This is a genomic window from Ferrigenium sp. UT5, assembly GCF_045866295.1.
GTDB lineage: Bacteria > Pseudomonadota > Gammaproteobacteria > Burkholderiales > Gallionellaceae > Sideroxyarcus.
The window spans coordinates 1-17,160 of sequence record NZ_BAAFRY010000018.1; the positions used below are offsets into that span (position 1 = coordinate 1).

Genomic DNA, 17,160 nt, shown 5'->3' on the forward strand with positions numbered 1-17,160 from the left:
TCTTTGAGAAAACCACACTAGATCAGGCTTTCGCGGGCGGTGGACAACTCTTAGAACAGACGGACTTTTCTAACCAGCTAAATTTGTTCGACTTTTAACCGGACACTACTGATTCGAAGCCTTGGCTAAACAACGCGGCCTCCATGTGTTCGCGCGCATCGATCATGCGGCAGGCGCGGCCAAAATCGGCAAAACATTGCGTCCTACCCAGGTGATTGTTTTCGGTAACCCGCAAGGCGGCACACCCTTCATGGAATGCGCGCAGACCGTGGGCATCGACCTGCCGCTGAAAGTGCTGGTGTGGGAAGATTCATCCGGACAGGTATGGCTGGGGTACAACGACCCGGAATATCTGGCAACGCGCCATGAAGCAGGGCAGTGCGCCGTGGTCGGCAATCTGCGCAAGGCGCTGGACGGGCTGGCAGGGGCCACGGTCGCGCCTTAAGACGAGGATCGTTGACGCTGTGTCCCCATTATTTTCAAGCCATCGTCGGCACCAGTCATTGAGGGCGGGAATACGGAACCGTCCGCGGTTGTCTCATGGCCTGGCGTTTTTCTGCGTTGGCGGACTCAGTACGCTACCGTATGGGTCGCGCGCGCAGCTCCCGCTCAATTTGATCCAAGGTATCTTCCACCGATACCTCGAGCTGACTGGTGATGTCCAATTGCCGATCTTCAAAGACATCCTCGCCGGGATGTGCCGCCGCCCATGCCCAGACGGTTGTATCGCGCTGTTTGAGCAATGCCTCGATATGCGGGCGAAAGAGCACGAACATCGCGCTAATCCAGCGATTCACCGGCCACGATGGGAATGCATGGTCGATGACGAAGCCATCCAGCATCTGGATCACCTGATCGGCGGGATACCACGCCTCGGCGGTGACCCAGCGATTGGTCGTGAATAGGCCGGTGGGATAACCGAAACGATCCATGGCGATGGCGACCAGATGTGATAGCGCTTCATCGCCTTGTGGCCACGGGTCGGTGGCTGGATAGTCGATGGGTTTTAAACCTTGCGGCATTCCCTGGGGGCGCAGGAAACAATGGAAATGCCCATGCTCGCCCACCTCGCCGCGATGGGCGTGGTAGTAATACTGTGCGTGACTATCTTCGTCATACACATCGTCATTGGGATAGTGATTGAATTCGTAGAATGTTTCGCCCCTGTTCAGGGTGTCGCGCAGAACTTCGCCGACCGGATTCAGACCGGCTTTTTTGAGGATACGGTAAATTTCAAGAATTTCCCGCCCCGCCTGTTGCATGGTTTGCAACTGGAGCAACGAAAGATTTTCAAAGGGCGGAACCGCCACCGGCTCCGTTGCAGAACCGGTGGCGGCGACGGAGGCTGTCCTTACCACTTCTTTCCGGCGCAGGGGTTTTTCATGGCGCAGGGATTCTTCATGGCGCAGGGATTCTTCCCGGCGCAGGGGTTCTTGGCGGCACACGGATTTGACTTATTTTTCTTTTGCTTGGCGCCGCACGGATGCTTGGCCATACAGGGGTTTTTCCCCTCGCACGGATTTTTACCGGCGCAGGGATTGGTGGTGGCGCTCTTGTGCGAACGGGCGGCACAAGGATTGGCGCCACAAGGAGCTGCCATGGCGGCACCGCTCATTGCGGCGGCCAAAGCGCCGGAAGACAGCAGGGTTTTGGCGATCTGATTGAAATTCATGGTGTTTCTCCTTGGTTGAGTGGCATGGCCGAAATGGCGGATGCAGGCCTTGGTCGTGCCAGTTCAGGGCATCTTACAGGCTCGGGAATCTTTTTAGATGCTGCGCCGGGAGCGGCCTGGCGGGTATTTTCAAAACTGGCAGGTGGCCACCGCGTCGGTCGAACCAATTTTGCCGTGTGCTATGCTTCAACGAAGCACATTCCTCCATGTCCCTCATGCCGTTGCTCAAATTTCTGCTGCTGTTGTTGCCGATGCTGGCCTGGGCGGGCGAGGCGGAGGATTTCATGGCCGCACGCGCCGCATTCGTCAATGCGCAAGAGGATAAATTGAGCGTGATTGCGCAGCGTTTGCAGGATTCTCCATTCGAGCCTTATGTGACGTATTACCGTTTGCGCCTGCGTTGGGACGATCCCGACAGCACACTCATCCGCGCATTTTTCGCGCGTGAGGAAGACACGCCGGTCATCGATCAATTCCGGGGCGAATGGTTGAAGCGGATGGCCAAACAGCAACGCTGGGCTGAGTTTGCCTCGGAGTATCCCAATCTGGTCGAGACGGATGCGGAGCTGACCTGTCATGCCTTGCAGTGGCAGCGCCGGGAAGATGAAGACCAGGCGCTGCTCGGCGCGCGTGCATTGTGGTTTACGGATGTCGCGCAGGCCGAAAATTGTCTGCCGCTGTTCGAGGCGGCCATGCAGCGCGGATTCATCACACCAGACAATGTCCAGCAGCGCATGCGGTCAATGCTTGAGGCGGGCAAGTTGACTCAGGCAAAAAAGCTGAATCGTTACCTGACTGCAGCCCAACGCTGGCCGGTTGCCGAGCTGGATGCGGCGGCACGCAATCCGCAACAATACTTGCACAAGACTTCGTTTGTGTCTGCCGGCGATGGCCGTCGTGCGGTGGCGCTGTTTGCCCTGCAACGATTGGCGCGGCGCTCGGTCAATCTGGCGCATGCCGAATGGCAACACATCGTTGCAGAGTTCACGCCAGGCGAGCGCCAGTATGCGTTTGCCCTGCTCGGTTATGCGGCAGCGCTGGAGCATGACGAGCGGGCGTTGGGCTGGTATGAGGCGGCCGGCGATGCCGAACTGAACGAAAAGCAGTTGGCGTGGCGGGTGCGTGCCGCCTTGCGCGTGGAAAACTGGCCCGAAGTGCGGATCGGCATCGAGGCGATGTCGCCGCAGCAGCAGAATGAAGCGGCGTGGCGCTACTGGAAGGCGCGCGCGTTCCAGGCGCTGGGACTGGCCGCCGAAGCGCAGGCGCTGTTCGCTTCGCTCAGCCATGAGTATCACTATTACGGCCAGTTGGCGGCGGACGAACTGGGCATAGCGCCGGACTCTGGCATGGCAGAGGTGAAATACGAGCCCACAGAGCAGGCGGTGGCAGCGATGCAGGCACGACCGGAGGTGCAACGCACCATTTTGCTTTATCGGCTGGGGCTGCGCGTGGAGGCGGCGAAAGAATGGGACTGGGCGCTGCGCGGGCTGGACGATCGCGAACTGCTGGCCGCCGCCGCGGTCGCCCAACGCAACGAAATGTATGACCGCTCGATCAATGCCGCCATGCGCACGGTCGAGCTGCATGATTTCAATCTGCGATATCCCGCGCCCTACCGCGAGGCATTGCAATCGCCGTTGCAGGAACACGCGCTGGAAGAGGCCTGGGTGTATGGCCTGATGCGGCAGGAAAGCCGCTTTGCGACCCATGCGAAATCAGAAGACGGTGCTGCCGGATTGATGCAGGTGATGCCGGAAACGGCACGCTGGGCTGCGCGGCGTCTCGGCCTGAAAGGCTATCGCAAGGGCATGATCCACCAGCTCGACATGAACCTGCGCCTGGGCACCTATTACATGAAAAATGTGTACAGCCGCTTCGACGACAGCCCGGTGCTGGCCTCCGCAGCCTACAACGCGGGCCCGACGCGCGCGCGCAAATGGCGCGCCAGCCGGCCCCTGGAAGGCGCGATTTACATCGAGACCATTCCTTTCGACGAGACCCGCGACTATGTGCGGAAAGTGATGAGCAACACGCTCTATTACGCAAAGCTGTTCGGGCAACGGTCGGAATCGCTCAAGCAGCGACTGGGGGTGATCGACAGCAAAACGCCCGATGTTGCCGCCGATGAAAGATAGTGGCCTGAAAATCTATTGCGTCGGCGGCGCGGTGCGCGACCGCCTGCTCGGACTGCCGGTGCAGGACCACGACTGGGTGGTGGTGGGCAGCACGCCGGAAGCGATGGCGGCGCGCGGTTTCAAGCCGGTCGGCAGCGACTTCCCGGTGTTTCTGCATCCTGAAACGCATGAGGAATACGCGCTGGCGCGCACCGAGCGCAAAACCGCCGCCGGCTACAAGGGTTTCAACATCTACGCTTCACCCGACGTCTCGCTGGAGCAGGACTTGCTGCGCCGCGACTTCACCGTCAACGCCATCGCCGAGGACGCCGACGGGAACCTGATCGACCCCTACGGCGGCCAGGCCGATCTGAAAGCGGGCGTGTTGCGCCATGTGAGCGAAGCCTTCGCCGAAGACCCCGTGCGTATCCTGCGCGGTGCGCGCTTCGCCGCGCGCTTCGGCTTCAGCTTCGCGCCGGAGACGCTGGCGCTGATGCGCAAGATGGTGGACAACGGCGAAGTGGATGCGCTGGTGGCCGAGCGCGTGTGGCAGGAACTGGCGCGAGGCCTGATGGAGCAACAGCCCTCGCGTTTCTTTCTCACCCTGCGCGAATGCGGCGCGCTGAAAAAAATATTGCCGGAAGTGGACGGTCTGTTCGGCGTGCCGCAACCGGCGCACTACCATCCCGAAATCGACTGCGGCGTGCACGTGATGATGGTGCTGGACGATACCGCGAAACTGGAGCGATCGCTCGAAGTGCGCTTTGCCGCTCTCGGCCATGACCTCGGCAAGGCCGCCACGCCGCAAGACACCCTGCCGCGCCATATCGGCCACGAGCAGCGCAGTGTCGATCTGCTGAAAAAACTGTGTGCGCGCCTGCGCGTGCCTGGCGAGTGCCGCGACCTCGCCTTGCTGGTGGCGCAATACCACAGTCACGTACACAAGGTGCGCGAACTGCGCGCCGACACCCTCGTCAAGCTATTCGACCACTGTGACCTGTGGCGCAAACCGGAACGCTTCGGCTTGATTTTGCAAACCTGCGAATCCGATGCCCATGGCCGTACCGGCCACGAGAACGACGCTTACCCGCAATCCCGCTACATGCTGGAATGCGCCCGCGCCGCGCAAGCCGTGAACGCAGGCGACATCGCCCGTGCCTGCGCCGACAAAAGCCTCATCGCAGACCAAGTGCGCAAAGCGCGCATAAATGCGGTCGACACGTTCATCAAACAGCACGCGCTGTCCGATCGCCAATAGCACTGTGAAGGTTGGGTTATCGCCCATTTCTTGCCCGGAGTTGAGGGGTTCGTTCCATGATAAAATGCGCGCCCTTTTCCGTTTCCCCCTTAATTTGGAAGGCTTGTCATGTTCTCGCGTAAAAATACCCTCGCCGTCGTCGATCCCGATCTGTGGGATGCGATTCAAAAAGAAAACGCCCGTCAGGAAGATCATATCGAGCTGATCGCCTCGGAAAACTACACCAGCCCGGCGGTGATGGAAGCGCAGGGCAGCCAGCTCACCAACAAGTATGCCGAGGGGTATCCCGGCAAGCGCTACTACGGCGGCTGCGAATTCGTGGATGTCGCGGAACAGCTCGCGATCGATCGCGCCAAGGCACTGTTTGGCGCGGAGTATGTCAACGTGCAGCCGCACTCCGGTTCGCAGGCCAACCAGGGGGTTTATGTTTCCGTCCTGAAACCCGGTGATACCATTCTCGGCATGAGCCTGGCGCACGGCGGCCATTTGACCCACGGCGCCTCGGTGAATATCAGTGGCAAGCTGTACCACGCGGTGCAGTACGGTCTGAACGACCAGGAAGAGATCGATTACGACCAGGTGCAGAAACTGGCGAACGAACACAAGCCGAAGATGATCGTGGCCGGCGCTTCGGCCTATTCGCTGGTGATCGACTGGAAACGCTTCCGCGAGATCGCCGACAGCGTCGGCGCCTATCTTTTTGTGGACATGGCGCACTACGCCGGGCTGGTGGCGGCGGGCGTCTATCCGAGCCCGGTCGGCATCGCCGACTTCGTCACCACCACCACCCACAAGACCCTGCGCGGCCCGCGCGGCGGCATCATCATGGCCAAGGCGGAGCACGAGAAAGCGCTGAATTCGGCGATCTTTCCCGGCATCCAGGGCGGCCCGCTGATGCACGTCATCGCGGCCAAGGCCGTGGCGTTCAAGGAAGCGGCGAGCAAGGAGTTCAAGGTCTATCAGAAACAGGTGGTGGACAACGCGCGCGTGATGGCCAAAGTGCTGACCGAACGCGGGTTGCGGATCGTTTCCGGGCGCACCGACAGCCATGTGTTCCTCGTCGATCTGCAGGCCAAGCACATCACCGGCAAGGACGCCGAAGCGGCGCTGGGTCGCGCCCACATCACGGTCAACAAGAACGCCATTCCCAACGATCCGCAGAAACCCTTCGTCACCTCCGGCATCCGCATCGGCAGTCCGGCGATGACCACGCGCGGGTTCAAGGAACTGGAGGCGGAGCAACTGGCGCATCTGGTGGCCGACGTGCTGGACGCGCCGAACGACGAGGCCGTGATTGCGCGCGTGGCCGGCGAAGTGAAGAAGCTGACCACCCGGTTCCCGGTGTATGGCTAGGAACCAGGAATCGGGAACCGGGGATAATCCTTTCCAGCGCCCGAATCCTGATTCCAAGATCCCATGAAGTGTCCGTTCTGCAAACATCCCGTCACGCAAGTGGTGGACACGCGCGAGAGCGACGAGGGCGACAGCATCCGCCGCCGCCGCCGCTGCGTTTCGTGCGACAAACGTTTCACCACCTACGAGATCGTGGAGCTGCGCATGCCGCAGGTGGTGAAGCAGAACGGCATGCGCAGCGAGTTCGACCCGGACAAGTTGCGCACCAGTTTCAAGCGGGCGCTGCACAAACGCCCGGTATCCACCGAGATGGTGGATGCGGCCATCGATCATGTCACGCAGAAAGTGTTCGCGTTCGGCGAGCGCGAGATCGGTTCGCGCCAGATCGGCGAGCTGGTGATGAAGGAATTGCTGAAGCTGGACAAGGTCGCCTATATCCGCTTCGCCTCGGTGTATAAAAGTTTTCAGGACGTGGACGATTTCACCGATGCCGTGGACGCGGTGCGCAAGCCCTCGGCCCGCCGGCGCAAGACGGACTGATGGCAGACGCCGCCGACAGCCGCTGGATGGCGCGGGCGCTGCGACTGGCGGCGCACGGCCTAAACACGACTTCGCCCAATCCGCGCGTCGGCTGCGTGCTGGTCGAGGGCGACGAGATCGTCGGCGAAGGCTGGCACGTTCGAGCCGGTGAGCCGCATGCCGAGGTGCATGCCTTGCGCACCGCCGGCCATGCAGCGCGCGGCGCGACGGCATATGTGACGCTGGAACCGTGCAGCCATCACGGGCGCACGCCGCCCTGCGCCGATGCGCTGATCGCAGCCGGCGTGGCGCGCGTGGTGTGCGCGATGCAGGACCCCAATCCGCAAGTGGCCGGGCGCGGCATGGACAATTTGCGTGCCGCCGGTATCACGGTCGAATGCGGGTTGATGGAAGCGGCGGCGCGCGAACTGAACATCGGCTTCGTCTCGCGCATGACGCGCGGAATGCCTTTCGTGCGCAGCAAGATCGCCGCCAGCCTGGACGGGCGCACCGCGCTGGAGAATGGAACGAGCCAATGGATCACCGGCGCGGCGGCGCGGCAGGACGTGCAACACTGGCGCGCGCGTTCCTGCGCGGTACTGACCGGCATCGGCACGGTACTGGCGGATGATCCGCAACTGAATGTGCGCATCGCAACCGGGCGGCAACCGCTGCGCGTGGTGCTGGACAGTGCGCTGCGCATGCCGCCTTCGGCGCGCATGCTGCAAAGCGGCAAGGTGCTGGTCTGTACCGCATCGCAGGATGCGGCCAGACAGGCAACACTGGAACGACAGGGCGCGGAAGTGCTGCGGCTGGCCGATGCGGCCGGGCAGGTCGATCTGCCCGGCGTGCTGCGCGAACTGGCGCGGCGCGGGATCAACGAGGTGCTGTTGGAGGCGGGCAGGACGCTGAACGGCGCGCTGCTGCAGGCCGGTCTGGTGGATGAAGTGCTGCTGTATCTGGCCCCGCAACTGCTGGGCGATGCGGCGCGCGGCATGGCAAACCTGGGCGTGCTGACGCAACTGGAGCAGCGGGTGGAGCTGGTTTGGCAAGAGGTGCGTCATGTGGGGCAGGACCTGCGAATTACAGCGAAAGTAAAACATGTTTAGTGGAATCATTGCCGATGCCGGTCTGATTAAATCCGTGCAGGATCGTGCGGGGGGCTTGCGCCTGACCGTGGCGACCGAAATGCTGGGGATGGACGATGTGAAGCTGGGCGACAGCATCGCGGTGAACGGCGTGTGCCTGACGGTGATCGCGGTTGACGGCAACGATTTCACGGTCGATGTCTCGCGCGAGACGCTGGATTGCACGACCGGTCTGGACAGGCAGGGCGCGCACGTGAACCTGGAAAAAGCGATGCGTCTGTCCGACCGCATCGGCGGCCATCTGGTCAGCGGCCATGTGGACGGCGTGGGCGAGGTGGTGGCGTTCAACGACATCGGAGAAAGCTGGCGTCTGGTGGTGAAGGCGCCGCAGGCGCTCGCCAAATACATCGCCGTGAAAGGCTCCATCACCCTCAACGGCGTGAGCCTGACGGTGAATCATGTGGTCGGAGACGAGTTCGAGGTGAACCTGATCCCGCATACGCTGGAAGTGACGACATTGGATGAACTTAAAAAAGGAGCGCGCGTGAATCTGGAGATCGATCTGATCGCGCGCTATGTGGAACGCATGATGCAGGCAGAGAAAGAACAGAACACATGACAGACGTAGCACCGATCCACGAGATCATCGAAGAGATACGCGCCGGGCGCATGGTCGTGCTGGTGGACGAGGAGGATCGCGAGAACGAGGGCGACCTGGTGTTCGCGGCCGAATTCGCCACGCCGGAAATGGTCAACTTCATGGCGAGGCACGGTCGCGGCCTGATCTGTCTGACGCTGACGCAACCGCATTGCAAACAACTCGACCTGCCGTTGATGGTGCGCGAGAACGGTCTGCCGTTGGCCACCAATTTCACCTTGAGCATCGAGGCAGCCAGCGGTGTCACCACCGGCATCTCCGCGGCCGACCGCGCTCGCACCATCCTCGCCGCCGCGAACAAGGATGCGAGGCCGCAAGACATCGTGCAACCCGGCCACATCTTCCCGCTGATGGCGCGCGAGGGCGGCGTGCTGGTGCGCGCCGGGCATACCGAAGCCGGCTGCGATCTGGCACAACTGGCCGGACTAACCCCCGCCGCGGTGATCTGCGAGATATTGAAAGAGGACGGCGAGATGGCGCGCATGCCCGACCTGATCCCGTTTGCGCAGCAGCATGGCCTCAAGATCGGCACCATCTCCGACCTGATCGAATACCGCTCCCATAACGAGACGCTGGTCGAGCGCGTCGGGCATCGCAGCATTCAGACCGCCTACGGTGAATTCGAATTGTTCGTGTATGCCGACCGGAGCACGCAGCGCACCCATCTGGCGCTGGTGCGCGGCGAGATCGACCCGCAGTTCGAGACGCTGGTGCGCGTGCACGAACCGGTATCCGTGATGGATTTCATGGAGCACAGCAGCTACAGCGGGAGCGTCAGCGTGCATGACGCCCTGCGCCAGATCGGCGCGGCTTCGTGCGGCGTGCTGGTGTTGATGCACCAGGACGAGACTTCCGCCAACCTGCGCGCGCGCGCGCTGGAGCAGGCCGCCACGCACGCCCCGCACAAGTGGGATTCGAAAAGTTACGGCATCGGCGCGCAAATCCTGCGCGATGTCGGCGTCGGCAAGATGTGCCTGATCGGAACGCCGCGCAAGATGCCGAGCATGGCCGGCTTCGGGCTGGAGATCGTGGGTTATTGTTCTGCCAAAACGCATGAATGAACGGTGTCCCGTCGTTCGGCTGGTGCGCTGCCCCCTCCCCAGGGGAGAGGGGGCGACCGGATCGCACCGCGATGATTTTGAATACTGAGGATAAAAAATGAGAGAGATCGAACAGAACCTGAACGGCAGCGGCATGCGCATCGGTATCGTGCAGAGCCGCTTCAACCCGGCCGTGTGCGCAGGATTGCTTGCCGCCTGCCATGCGCAACTGCTCAAGAGCGGCGTGGCGGATGACGACATCGTGCTGGCCACCGTGCCCGGCGCGCTGGAGATTCCGCTGGCGCTGTGGGCAATGGCGGAGAGCCACGATTACGACGCGCTGATCGCACTGGGCGCGGTGATCCGCGGCGACACCTACCACTTCGAGATCGTGTCCAACGAGTCCGCGCGCGGCGTGGGCGAAGTGCAACTGGCGACCGGCATCCCCATCGCCAACGCCATCCTCACCACCGACACCGACCAACAGGCCGAAGCGCGCATGAGCGTCAAGGGCGCGGAAGCGGCGGTGGTCGCCATCGAGATGGTCAATCTGGCGCGGGAACTGGCATGACGGAAGCGAAGAAAAGCGCCGTCAGCCCGCGCCACCGCGCGCGCGAACTGGCCCTGCAGGGACTCTACGAGTGGCGCCTGTCCGGCAGCAGCGCGACGCAGATCGGCCGCAGCACCGGCGACGACAAGAGCCTGGGCCGCTACGACAGCGCGCTGTACCAGCAGTTGCTGCGCGGCGTCATCGCGCAACAGGAAGCGCTGGGCGCGCTGATCGCGCCGCATCTGGATCGCGCGCTGGACGAATTGAGCCCGGTCGAATTTTCCGTGCTGCTGCTCGGCACCTACGAGCTGGTGCACCAGCCGGAAGTGCCCTACCGCGTGGTCATCAACGAGGCCGTGGAACTGGCCAAGACCTTCGGCGGCAGCGACGGGCACAAGTTCGTCAACGGCGTGCTGGACAAGCTGGCGGCGCAAGTGCGCGCGGCTGAAGTTAAGTCAAAATAATTGCAGCCATGGAAGAACGCGGATAACACAGCAGTTTTATCCCGCCTGATCCGTTAGTTGGCGGGAGTTCGATTTATCGGGCTTCCGCACGACACAACGAATGGGAAATTCCGGTTTTATCCGTGAACATCGGTGTCTATCCGTGGCTGTTTTTTGTAGAGCAAACTCCATGTCCGAATTCGATCTCATCGAGCGTTACTTCACCCGTCCCGCACCGAGTGCGGCATTGGGAGTGGGCGACGATGCGGCGCTGGTCGCCGTTGGTGCGGGCAAGGAGCTGGCGGTCTCCAGCGACATGCTGGTATGCGGCACCCACTTCCTGGCGGATGCCGATCCGTTCCTGCTCGGACACAAGACGCTGGCGGTGAATCTGTCTGACATGGCGGCGATGGGTGCCGTCCCGCGCTGGGCGACCCTGTCGCTCGCGCTGCCACAGGCGGACGGGCCGTGGTTGCAGCGTTTCAGCGACGGCTTTTTTGCGCTGGCCGACGCGCACGGGGTGGAACTGGTGGGCGGCGACACCACGCGCGGGCCGCTCAATTTGTGCGTCACGATCATGGGCGAAGTGCCGGCCGGACGCGCCCTGCGCCGCGACGGCGCACAGCCGGATGACGACATCTGGGTATCAGGCACGCTCGGTCGCGCCGCGCTGGGCCTGGCGCATCTGCAGGGCAGGCTCCGGCTCTACGATCAGGTGCGGGAAGACTGCCTGCAGGCGCTGCATCAGCCGATGCCGCGCATCGCGCTGGGTCTGGCCCTGCGCGGCATCGCCCGCAGCGCGATCGACATTTCCGACGGCCTGTATGCCGATCTGGGGCATATCCTGCAACGGTCGGCGGTTGGCGCAGAACTGGAAATCGCGGCCTTGCCCTGCGTCGAGACGGGGGTGGAAGCAGAACGGGCGCAACAGTGCGCGCTGGGCGGCGGCGACGATTACGAACTGTGTTTTACCGCGCCTGCGGCGGCGCGCGATACGCTCACGGCATTGGCCGCGCAACTCGATCTGAACCTGACCCGCATCGGCAAAATCAGGGCGGGGCGCGGCTGTGTCGTGCGCGATGCGGCGGGCATGGAAATGAAAATCGAAAAGGCGGGCTATGACCACTTCGCATGACGAACTGAAGGTGCAACCCGGCTGGCGCTTCCTGTTCAGCCATCCGGCGCATCTGCTGTCGTTTGGTTTCGGCAGCGGGCTGGCGCGCAAGGCACCCGGCACCTTCGGCACGCTGGTCGCTTTCCCGTTCTACTGGTACCTGGCGCCGCGCCTGTCCGACATGCTGTTCCTTCTGGTGCTGATCTGGGCGTTCGCCATCGGCGTATGGGTGTGCGACATCACCGGCCGTGCGCTGGGCGTGGCGGATTACGGCGGCATCGTGTGGGACGAAGTGGTGGCTTTTCTCCTCGTGCTGTTCTTCACGCCGAACGAGCCGGCCTGGCAACTGCTGGCATTCCTGCTGTTCCGTTTCTTCGACATCGTCAAGCCGCCGCCGATCCGCCATTTCGACCAGCACTGGCATGGCGGGCTCGGCGTGATGTTCGACGATCTGCTCGCGGCGGGGTATGCCTTGCTCTGTCTGGCCATTCTCAAGACCGTACTGGCATGAAGAGGTGGTGCGGCCTGTTATTCTGCCTGGTGTTCAGTGCCCAGGCGGAAACCTTCGATGCCAAAGTGATCGCGGTGCTGGACGGCGACACCGTGCTGGTGTTGCGCGATCAACAGAAAATCAAGGCGCGACTGCTTGCCATCGATGCGCCGGAAAAGACCCAGCCCTACGGCAGGCGTTCGCGCCGCTCTTTGTGCGAACTCGTGTGCAAGCGCGATGTGCGGCTTGAGACGCAGGCCGTCGACCAATATAAGCGGCTCCTCGCCACGCTGTATGTGGACGGTCGCAACATCAACCAGGAACAGGTGCGGCGCGGCATGGCGTGGGAATATTCGCACCATCATGCGGATCAGACATACCTCGCCCTGCAACAGGAAGCGCAACAGGCGCGCCGCGGCCTGTGGGCGGATGCCGAACCGACGCCGCCCTGGCAGTGGCGGCGCGCGCATCCGTGGCAACCCAAACCGGCAGCAGGCACCCCATGAAGCTGTCCGGTCTGGCCGAGCGTCGTCTCGCCCGTATCACCGCCGCGCAGCCCATCGAGTATCCCGCTGATCTGCCGGTGGTCGCGCGCCGTGATGAACTGGCAGAGGCGCTCGAAAAAAATCAGGTCGTGATTGTCTGTGGCGAGACTGGCTCCGGCAAGACCACGCAACTGCCAAAGATATGCCTCTCCATCGGGCGCGGGGTCAAAGGCGTGATCGGCCACACGCAACCGCGCCGTGTCGCCGCGCGTTCGGTGGCCGCGCGCATCGCGCAGGAATTGAAGTCGGAGCTGGGCGGGCTGGTCGGCTACAAGGTGCGCTTCAACGACAAGGTGTCGCCCGATTCCGCCATCAAGCTGATGACCGATGGCATCCTGCTGGCCGAGATCCACAGCGACCCGCTGCTGAAACAGTACGACACGCTGATCATCGACGAAGCGCACGAACGCTCGTTGAACATCGATTTCCTGCTTGGCTATTTCAAACAACTGCTGCCCCGACGTCCCGACCTGAAGCTCATCATCACCTCGGCCACGCTGGACGCGGAGCGGTTTGCAAAACACTTCGACACCAGTCCCCTCTCCCAAAGGGGGAGGGCCAAGGAGGGGGAGAAGCTTGAGTTTCATGCCGCACTACCGGAAACGTTGCTCACCCATGCTCGACTCCTGCGCAAGAATGCGACTGATGCCGAGCAGCTGTTATGGAAGCTGCTCAGGGATCGTCAATTGCTGGATGCAAAATTCCGCAGGCAGCATCCATTGGGCGCATACATCCTGGATTTTTATTGCCATGAAGCTAAGCTTGCAGTCGAGCTAGATGGTGGACAGCATGCAGAGGATAAGCAGTCACAACATGATGAGAAACGCAGTGTCTGGCTGAATGCACAAGGCATCACAGTGCTGCGCTTCTGGAATCATGACGTGCTGAAAAATACAGAAGGCGTACTCCAGAAAATATTCGACTGGTTAAGTGAGGCTGCCCTCACCCCAACCCCTCTCCCGAAGGGCGAGGGGCTAGTGACGCAGCGGGGCTCTGGCTCCCTCTCCCCCGGGGAGAGGGGTGGGGTGAGGGAACGCGCTGTTGAGAACAATGCATCGCAACTCGCTCCCGTCATTCAAGTCTCCGGCCGCACCTATCCAGTCGAGATACGCTATCGCCCGCCGCAAAAAGACGAGGAAGGCGAGATGCAGGATGTGCCGCAGGCGATCTGTTCAGCGCTGGATGAACTTTCCATTGGCGGCTTGCGCGGCGATGTGCTGGTGTTCCTGCCGGGCGAGCGCGAGATCCGCGAAACGGCCGAAGCCTTGCGCAAGCATCAGCACAAGGGCATCGAAATCCTGCCGCTGTTCTCGCGCCTGTCCACGGCGGAACAGGATCGCGTGTTCAAGGTCGGCCACCAGCGCCGCGTGGTGCTAGCCACCAACGTTGCCGAGACCTCGCTCACCGTGCCCAACATCGGCTATGTGATCGACACCGGCGTGGCGCGCGTCAACCGCTACAGCATCCGCCAGAAGGTGGAACAGTTGCACATCGAGAAGATCGCGCGCGCGGCGGCAAACCAGCGCGCCGGCCGTTGCGGTCGCGTGATGAGCGGCATCTGCATCCGGCTGTATGACGAGGAGGAGTTCGCGCAGCGTGCCGAGTTCACCGACCCGGAGATTTTCCGCGTGTCACTGGCCACCGTCATTCTGCGCATGAGCGCGCTCGGTCTGGGAGATGTGGCCGAATTCCCGTTCATCGAGCCACCCGGTTCGCGCGCCATCGCCGACGGCTACCAGTTGCTGACAGAGTTGGGGGCCATATCCGAGAGTGTTCCCCCGCCCCAGCCCTCCCCCGGAGGGAGAGGGAGTCGAGCACTGACGCCCATCGGCCATCAACTGGCAAAGCTTCCGCTCGACCCCAAGATCGCGCGCCTGCTGCTCGCCGGCAAGCAATACCACTGCCTGACCGAGATCGTCATCATCGCCAGCGCCCTGTCCTTGCAGGACCCGCGCGACCGCCCGGCGGAGCGACGCGAGGCGGCCGATGCCGCGCACCAGCGCTTCAACGACGAGCGTTCGGATTTCCTGGCCTATCTCAAGTTGTGGGACTGGTTCAAGAAGGGCGTGCAGCACAAGAAGAGCAACAAGCTGTGGGCGACCGAATGCCGCGACCACTTCCTGTCGCCGCTGCGCCTGCGCGAATGGCACGAGCTGCACCAGCAACTGCATGCACAGATGGCGGAGATGAACATGCGCCTTAACGAGCAGCCCGCGAGTTACGAACAGATTCACAAGGCACTGCTCACCGGACTGATCGGCAACATCGGCACGCGCGCGGTGAACGAGCCGCACTACCTCGGCGCGCGCGAGACCAAATTTTTCATCGCGCCCAATTCGGTGCTGGCGAAGAAGGGCGCGAAGTGGGTGCTGGCGGCAGAGCTGGTGGAGACCACGCGCCTGTATGCGCGCTGCGTGGCGCGCATCGAACCGCAATGGCTGGAGGAGGTGGGCGACCACCTGATGAAGCGCAGCTACTTCGATCCGCACTGGGAGAAGAAGGCGGGGCAGGTGGCGGCGTGGGAGCGCAGCACCCTGTTCGGCCTGCTCATCAACCCGAAGAAGCGCGTGCACTACGGGCCGATGAATCCGGAAGAGGCGCGCGCGGTGTTCATCCGCACCGCGCTGGTGGAGGGCGAGTTCAACACCCAGGCGCCATTCTTCGCGCACAACCAGAAACTCATCGCCGACATCGAGGCACTGGAACACAAGGCGCGCCGTCCCGACGTGCTGGTGGACGATGAATTGATCTTCGCCTTCTACGATGCGCGCATTCCGCCCGGTCTGCACAACGCTGCGGATTTCGAGAAATGGCGCAAGGAAGCGGAGCGCGAACAGCCGAAGCTGCTGTACCTGAAGAAGGACGACCTGATGCGCCACGAGGCGGCGGGCATCACCACCGAGCACTTCCCGCCGCAGTTGCAGATGAACAATGTCAGCTACGCGCTGGCCTACAACTTCGCGCCGGGCAAGCACGACGACGGCGTCACGCTGACCGTGCCGCAGGCGCTGCTCAATCAGGTGCAGCCCGCGCGCTGCGAATGGCTGGTGCCGGGCATCCTGGCGGAGAAGGTGGCGCAACTGCTGAAGTCTCTGCCGCAGAAGCTGCGCCGTCATTGTGTGCCGGTGCCGGAGTTTGCCGCCGCGTTCTGTGCGGACGTGAAGCCTTCCGATGTCCCGCTGCTGCAAGCCATCGCGCGCTACCTGCGCGAGCAGAAGCAGGTGGACGTGCCGCTGGACGCGTTCCGTTTGGAACAACTGCCGCCCCATCTGCTGATGAACTTTCGCGTCATTGAAGAACACGGGCGGCAACTCGGCATGGGGCGCAACTTCATGCAGCTGCGCGGCGAGTGGGCGCCGACACTTTCCCTCACCCCAGCCCTCTCCCGGGGGGAGAGGGAGCAAGGGCGGTGCGCTGAATCTAGCCCCTCGCTCTCCGGGAGAGCGGTTGGGGTGAGGGAAGACTTGCAGCGCCACACCACCTGGGATTTCGGCGACTTCGCCGCGACCGCGCAAGTGCCGCGTGCCGGTCAGCAAGTGACGGTGTTCAACGCGCTGCACGACGAAGGCGATGCGGTGACGCTGCAGGCTTTCGATACTGCAGACGAAGCGCAAGCCGTGCACCGTGCCGGCCTGCGCCGCCTGTTCATGCTGGCGCTGAAGGAGCAGGTGAAGTTTCTGGAAAAGAACCTGCCCGACTTGCAGAAGATGGCGATGCTGTTCCTGCCCTTCGGCAGCCAGCAGGACTTGCAGGAGCAAATCCTTTCCGTGACCTTCGACCGCTGCTGCCTGAACGATCCGCTGCCAGACGGCGAGAAGACATTCAGCGCGCGCTGCAAGGACGCCAAGTCGCGCCTCAATCTGGTGGGGCAGGAGATCGCGCGCCTGGTCGGTACGGTACTCACCGAACATCAGACGCTGCAAAAAATCTTGCCTGCCTTCAAGTCGAACGGACAAGCCACGCAGGACATCCGCCAGCAACTGGAAGGGCTGCTGGGCAAAGGCTGGATCGCCCGCACCCCCTACGAGCGCATGCAGCACCTGCCGCGCTACCTGAAGGCGATCAACGTGCGGCTGGAAAAGCTGCGCAGCAATCCGGCGCGCGACGCCACCAGTCTGGCCCAGTTGCTGCCCTTGCAGCAGCAATGGCAACGCCGCCTGCAAGCGCAACAGGGCGCGCGCGACAAGCGGCTGGAGGACTTCGGCTGGATGTTGCAGGAGTTGCGCGTGTCACTGTTCGCGCAGGAGCTGAAGACGCCGGTGATCGTGTCGGCGAAGCGTTTGCAGAAGATACTGGACGAGATGAACCGTTAAACC

Annotated in this window: 15 protein-coding genes; 14 read left to right on the plus strand and 1 reads right to left on the minus strand. The window is 62.6% G+C overall.

Annotated features, from left to right (window positions below; all coding sequences use genetic code 11):
* The first annotated feature begins 121 nt into the window (after nt 1-121).
* Nucleotides 122-445 carry a DUF302 domain-containing protein gene (locus ACKTSJ_RS07985; RefSeq protein WP_407899093.1) on the plus strand — a complete coding sequence of 108 codons (324 nt, stop codon included), beginning with the start codon at nt 122-124 and terminating at the stop codon, nt 443-445.
* 133 nt (nt 446-578) lie between these two features.
* Here the strand turns inward: ACKTSJ_RS07985 and ACKTSJ_RS07990 are convergent, their stop codons facing one another.
* Nucleotides 579-1,445: a DUF6969 family protein gene (locus ACKTSJ_RS07990; protein WP_407899095.1), complete on the minus strand. Its 867-nt coding sequence runs from the start codon at nt 1,443-1,445 to the stop codon at nt 579-581.
* A 433-nt stretch (nt 1,446-1,878) separates the two neighbouring features.
* Between ACKTSJ_RS07990 and ACKTSJ_RS07995 the strand changes: the two genes are divergently transcribed.
* The 13 genes from ACKTSJ_RS07995 to hrpA all read left to right on the plus strand — a co-directional run bounded on the left by ACKTSJ_RS07995 (nt 1,879) and on the right by hrpA (nt 17,157).
* Nucleotides 1,879-3,807, plus strand: coding sequence for a transglycosylase SLT domain-containing protein (locus ACKTSJ_RS07995; protein ID WP_407899097.1), 1,929 nt, complete (start codon nt 1,879-1,881; stop codon nt 3,805-3,807).
* A gap of 4 nt (nt 3,808-3,811) precedes the next feature.
* On the plus strand, nt 3,812-5,044 hold the full coding sequence (locus tag ACKTSJ_RS08000; RefSeq protein WP_407899195.1) for a multifunctional CCA addition/repair protein: 1,233 nt from the start codon (nt 3,812-3,814) through the stop codon (nt 5,042-5,044).
* Between the two features lie 108 nt (nt 5,045-5,152).
* Nucleotides 5,153-6,397 carry a serine hydroxymethyltransferase gene (gene glyA, locus ACKTSJ_RS08005; protein WP_407899099.1) on the plus strand — a complete coding sequence of 415 codons (1,245 nt, stop codon included), beginning with the start codon at nt 5,153-5,155 and terminating at the stop codon, nt 6,395-6,397.
* 63 nt (nt 6,398-6,460) lie between these two features.
* Complete coding sequence (gene nrdR, locus ACKTSJ_RS08010) at nt 6,461-6,937, plus strand: transcriptional regulator NrdR (RefSeq protein WP_407899101.1); 477 nt, start codon at nt 6,461-6,463, stop codon at nt 6,935-6,937.
* Nucleotides 6,937-8,025, plus strand: coding sequence for a bifunctional diaminohydroxyphosphoribosylaminopyrimidine deaminase/5-amino-6-(5-phosphoribosylamino)uracil reductase RibD (ribD, locus tag ACKTSJ_RS08015; RefSeq protein ID WP_407899103.1), 1,089 nt, complete (start codon nt 6,937-6,939; stop codon nt 8,023-8,025). The genes nrdR and ribD overlap by 1 nt, the downstream gene beginning before the upstream one ends.
* Nucleotides 8,018-8,623, plus strand: a complete 606-nt coding sequence (locus ACKTSJ_RS08020) for a riboflavin synthase (protein ID WP_407899105.1) — start codon at nt 8,018-8,020, stop codon at nt 8,621-8,623. The genes ribD and ACKTSJ_RS08020 overlap by 8 nt, the downstream gene beginning before the upstream one ends.
* Complete coding sequence (ribBA, locus tag ACKTSJ_RS08025; RefSeq protein ID WP_407899106.1) at nt 8,620-9,723, plus strand: bifunctional 3,4-dihydroxy-2-butanone-4-phosphate synthase/GTP cyclohydrolase II; 1,104 nt, start codon at nt 8,620-8,622, stop codon at nt 9,721-9,723. The genes ACKTSJ_RS08020 and ribBA overlap by 4 nt, the downstream gene beginning before the upstream one ends.
* 97 nt (nt 9,724-9,820) lie before the next feature.
* Entirely contained in the window at nt 9,821-10,273 is a 453-nt protein-coding gene (gene ribH / locus ACKTSJ_RS08030) for a 6,7-dimethyl-8-ribityllumazine synthase (protein ID WP_407899108.1), read from the plus strand.
* Nucleotides 10,270-10,716 (plus strand): transcription antitermination factor NusB, encoded by a 447-nt coding sequence (gene nusB / locus ACKTSJ_RS08035; protein ID WP_407899110.1) that lies wholly within the window; start codon nt 10,270-10,272, stop codon nt 10,714-10,716. The genes ribH and nusB overlap by 4 nt, the downstream gene beginning before the upstream one ends.
* A 169-nt stretch (nt 10,717-10,885) precedes the next feature.
* Nucleotides 10,886-11,830 (plus strand): thiamine-phosphate kinase, encoded by a 945-nt coding sequence (gene thiL / locus ACKTSJ_RS08040; protein WP_407899112.1) that lies wholly within the window; start codon nt 10,886-10,888, stop codon nt 11,828-11,830.
* Nucleotides 11,814-12,320, plus strand: coding sequence for a phosphatidylglycerophosphatase A (locus ACKTSJ_RS08045; protein WP_407899114.1), 507 nt, complete (start codon nt 11,814-11,816; stop codon nt 12,318-12,320). Before thiL ends, ACKTSJ_RS08045 begins: the two co-directional genes overlap by 17 nt.
* The gene (locus ACKTSJ_RS08050) at nt 12,317-12,805 is read left to right on the plus strand and encodes a thermonuclease family protein (protein ID WP_407899116.1); all 489 of its coding nucleotides are present in this window, start codon (nt 12,317-12,319) and stop codon (nt 12,803-12,805) included. Before ACKTSJ_RS08045 ends, ACKTSJ_RS08050 begins: the two co-directional genes overlap by 4 nt.
* Nucleotides 12,802-17,157: an ATP-dependent RNA helicase HrpA gene (gene hrpA / locus ACKTSJ_RS08055; protein ID WP_407899118.1), complete on the plus strand. Its 4,356-nt coding sequence runs from the start codon at nt 12,802-12,804 to the stop codon at nt 17,155-17,157. Before ACKTSJ_RS08050 ends, hrpA begins: the two co-directional genes overlap by 4 nt.
* Nucleotides 17,158-17,160 lie beyond the last annotated feature (3 nt).

Coding starts and splice junctions, on each gene's coding strand:
- glyA (WP_407899099.1), top strand. CDS start 5,153: ATGTTCTCGCGTAAAAATACCCTCGCCGTCGTCGATCCCGATCTGTGG.
- ACKTSJ_RS08050 (WP_407899116.1), top strand. CDS start 12,317: ATGAAGAGGTGGTGCGGCCTGTTATTCTGCCTGGTGTTCAGTGCCCAG.
- hrpA (WP_407899118.1), top strand. CDS start 12,802: ATGAAGCTGTCCGGTCTGGCCGAGCGTCGTCTCGCCCGTATCACCGCC.
- ribD (WP_407899103.1), top strand. CDS start 6,937: ATGGCAGACGCCGCCGACAGCCGCTGGATGGCGCGGGCGCTGCGACTG.
- nusB (WP_407899110.1), top strand. CDS start 10,270: ATGACGGAAGCGAAGAAAAGCGCCGTCAGCCCGCGCCACCGCGCGCGC.
- nrdR (WP_407899101.1), top strand. CDS start 6,461: ATGAAGTGTCCGTTCTGCAAACATCCCGTCACGCAAGTGGTGGACACG.
- ribBA (WP_407899106.1), top strand. CDS start 8,620: ATGACAGACGTAGCACCGATCCACGAGATCATCGAAGAGATACGCGCC.
- ACKTSJ_RS08020 (WP_407899105.1), top strand. CDS start 8,018: ATGTTTAGTGGAATCATTGCCGATGCCGGTCTGATTAAATCCGTGCAG.
- ACKTSJ_RS08045 (WP_407899114.1), top strand. CDS start 11,814: ATGACCACTTCGCATGACGAACTGAAGGTGCAACCCGGCTGGCGCTTC.
- thiL (WP_407899112.1), top strand. CDS start 10,886: ATGTCCGAATTCGATCTCATCGAGCGTTACTTCACCCGTCCCGCACCG.
- ACKTSJ_RS07995 (WP_407899097.1), top strand. CDS start 1,879: ATGTCCCTCATGCCGTTGCTCAAATTTCTGCTGCTGTTGTTGCCGATG.
- ribH (WP_407899108.1), top strand. CDS start 9,821: ATGAGAGAGATCGAACAGAACCTGAACGGCAGCGGCATGCGCATCGGT.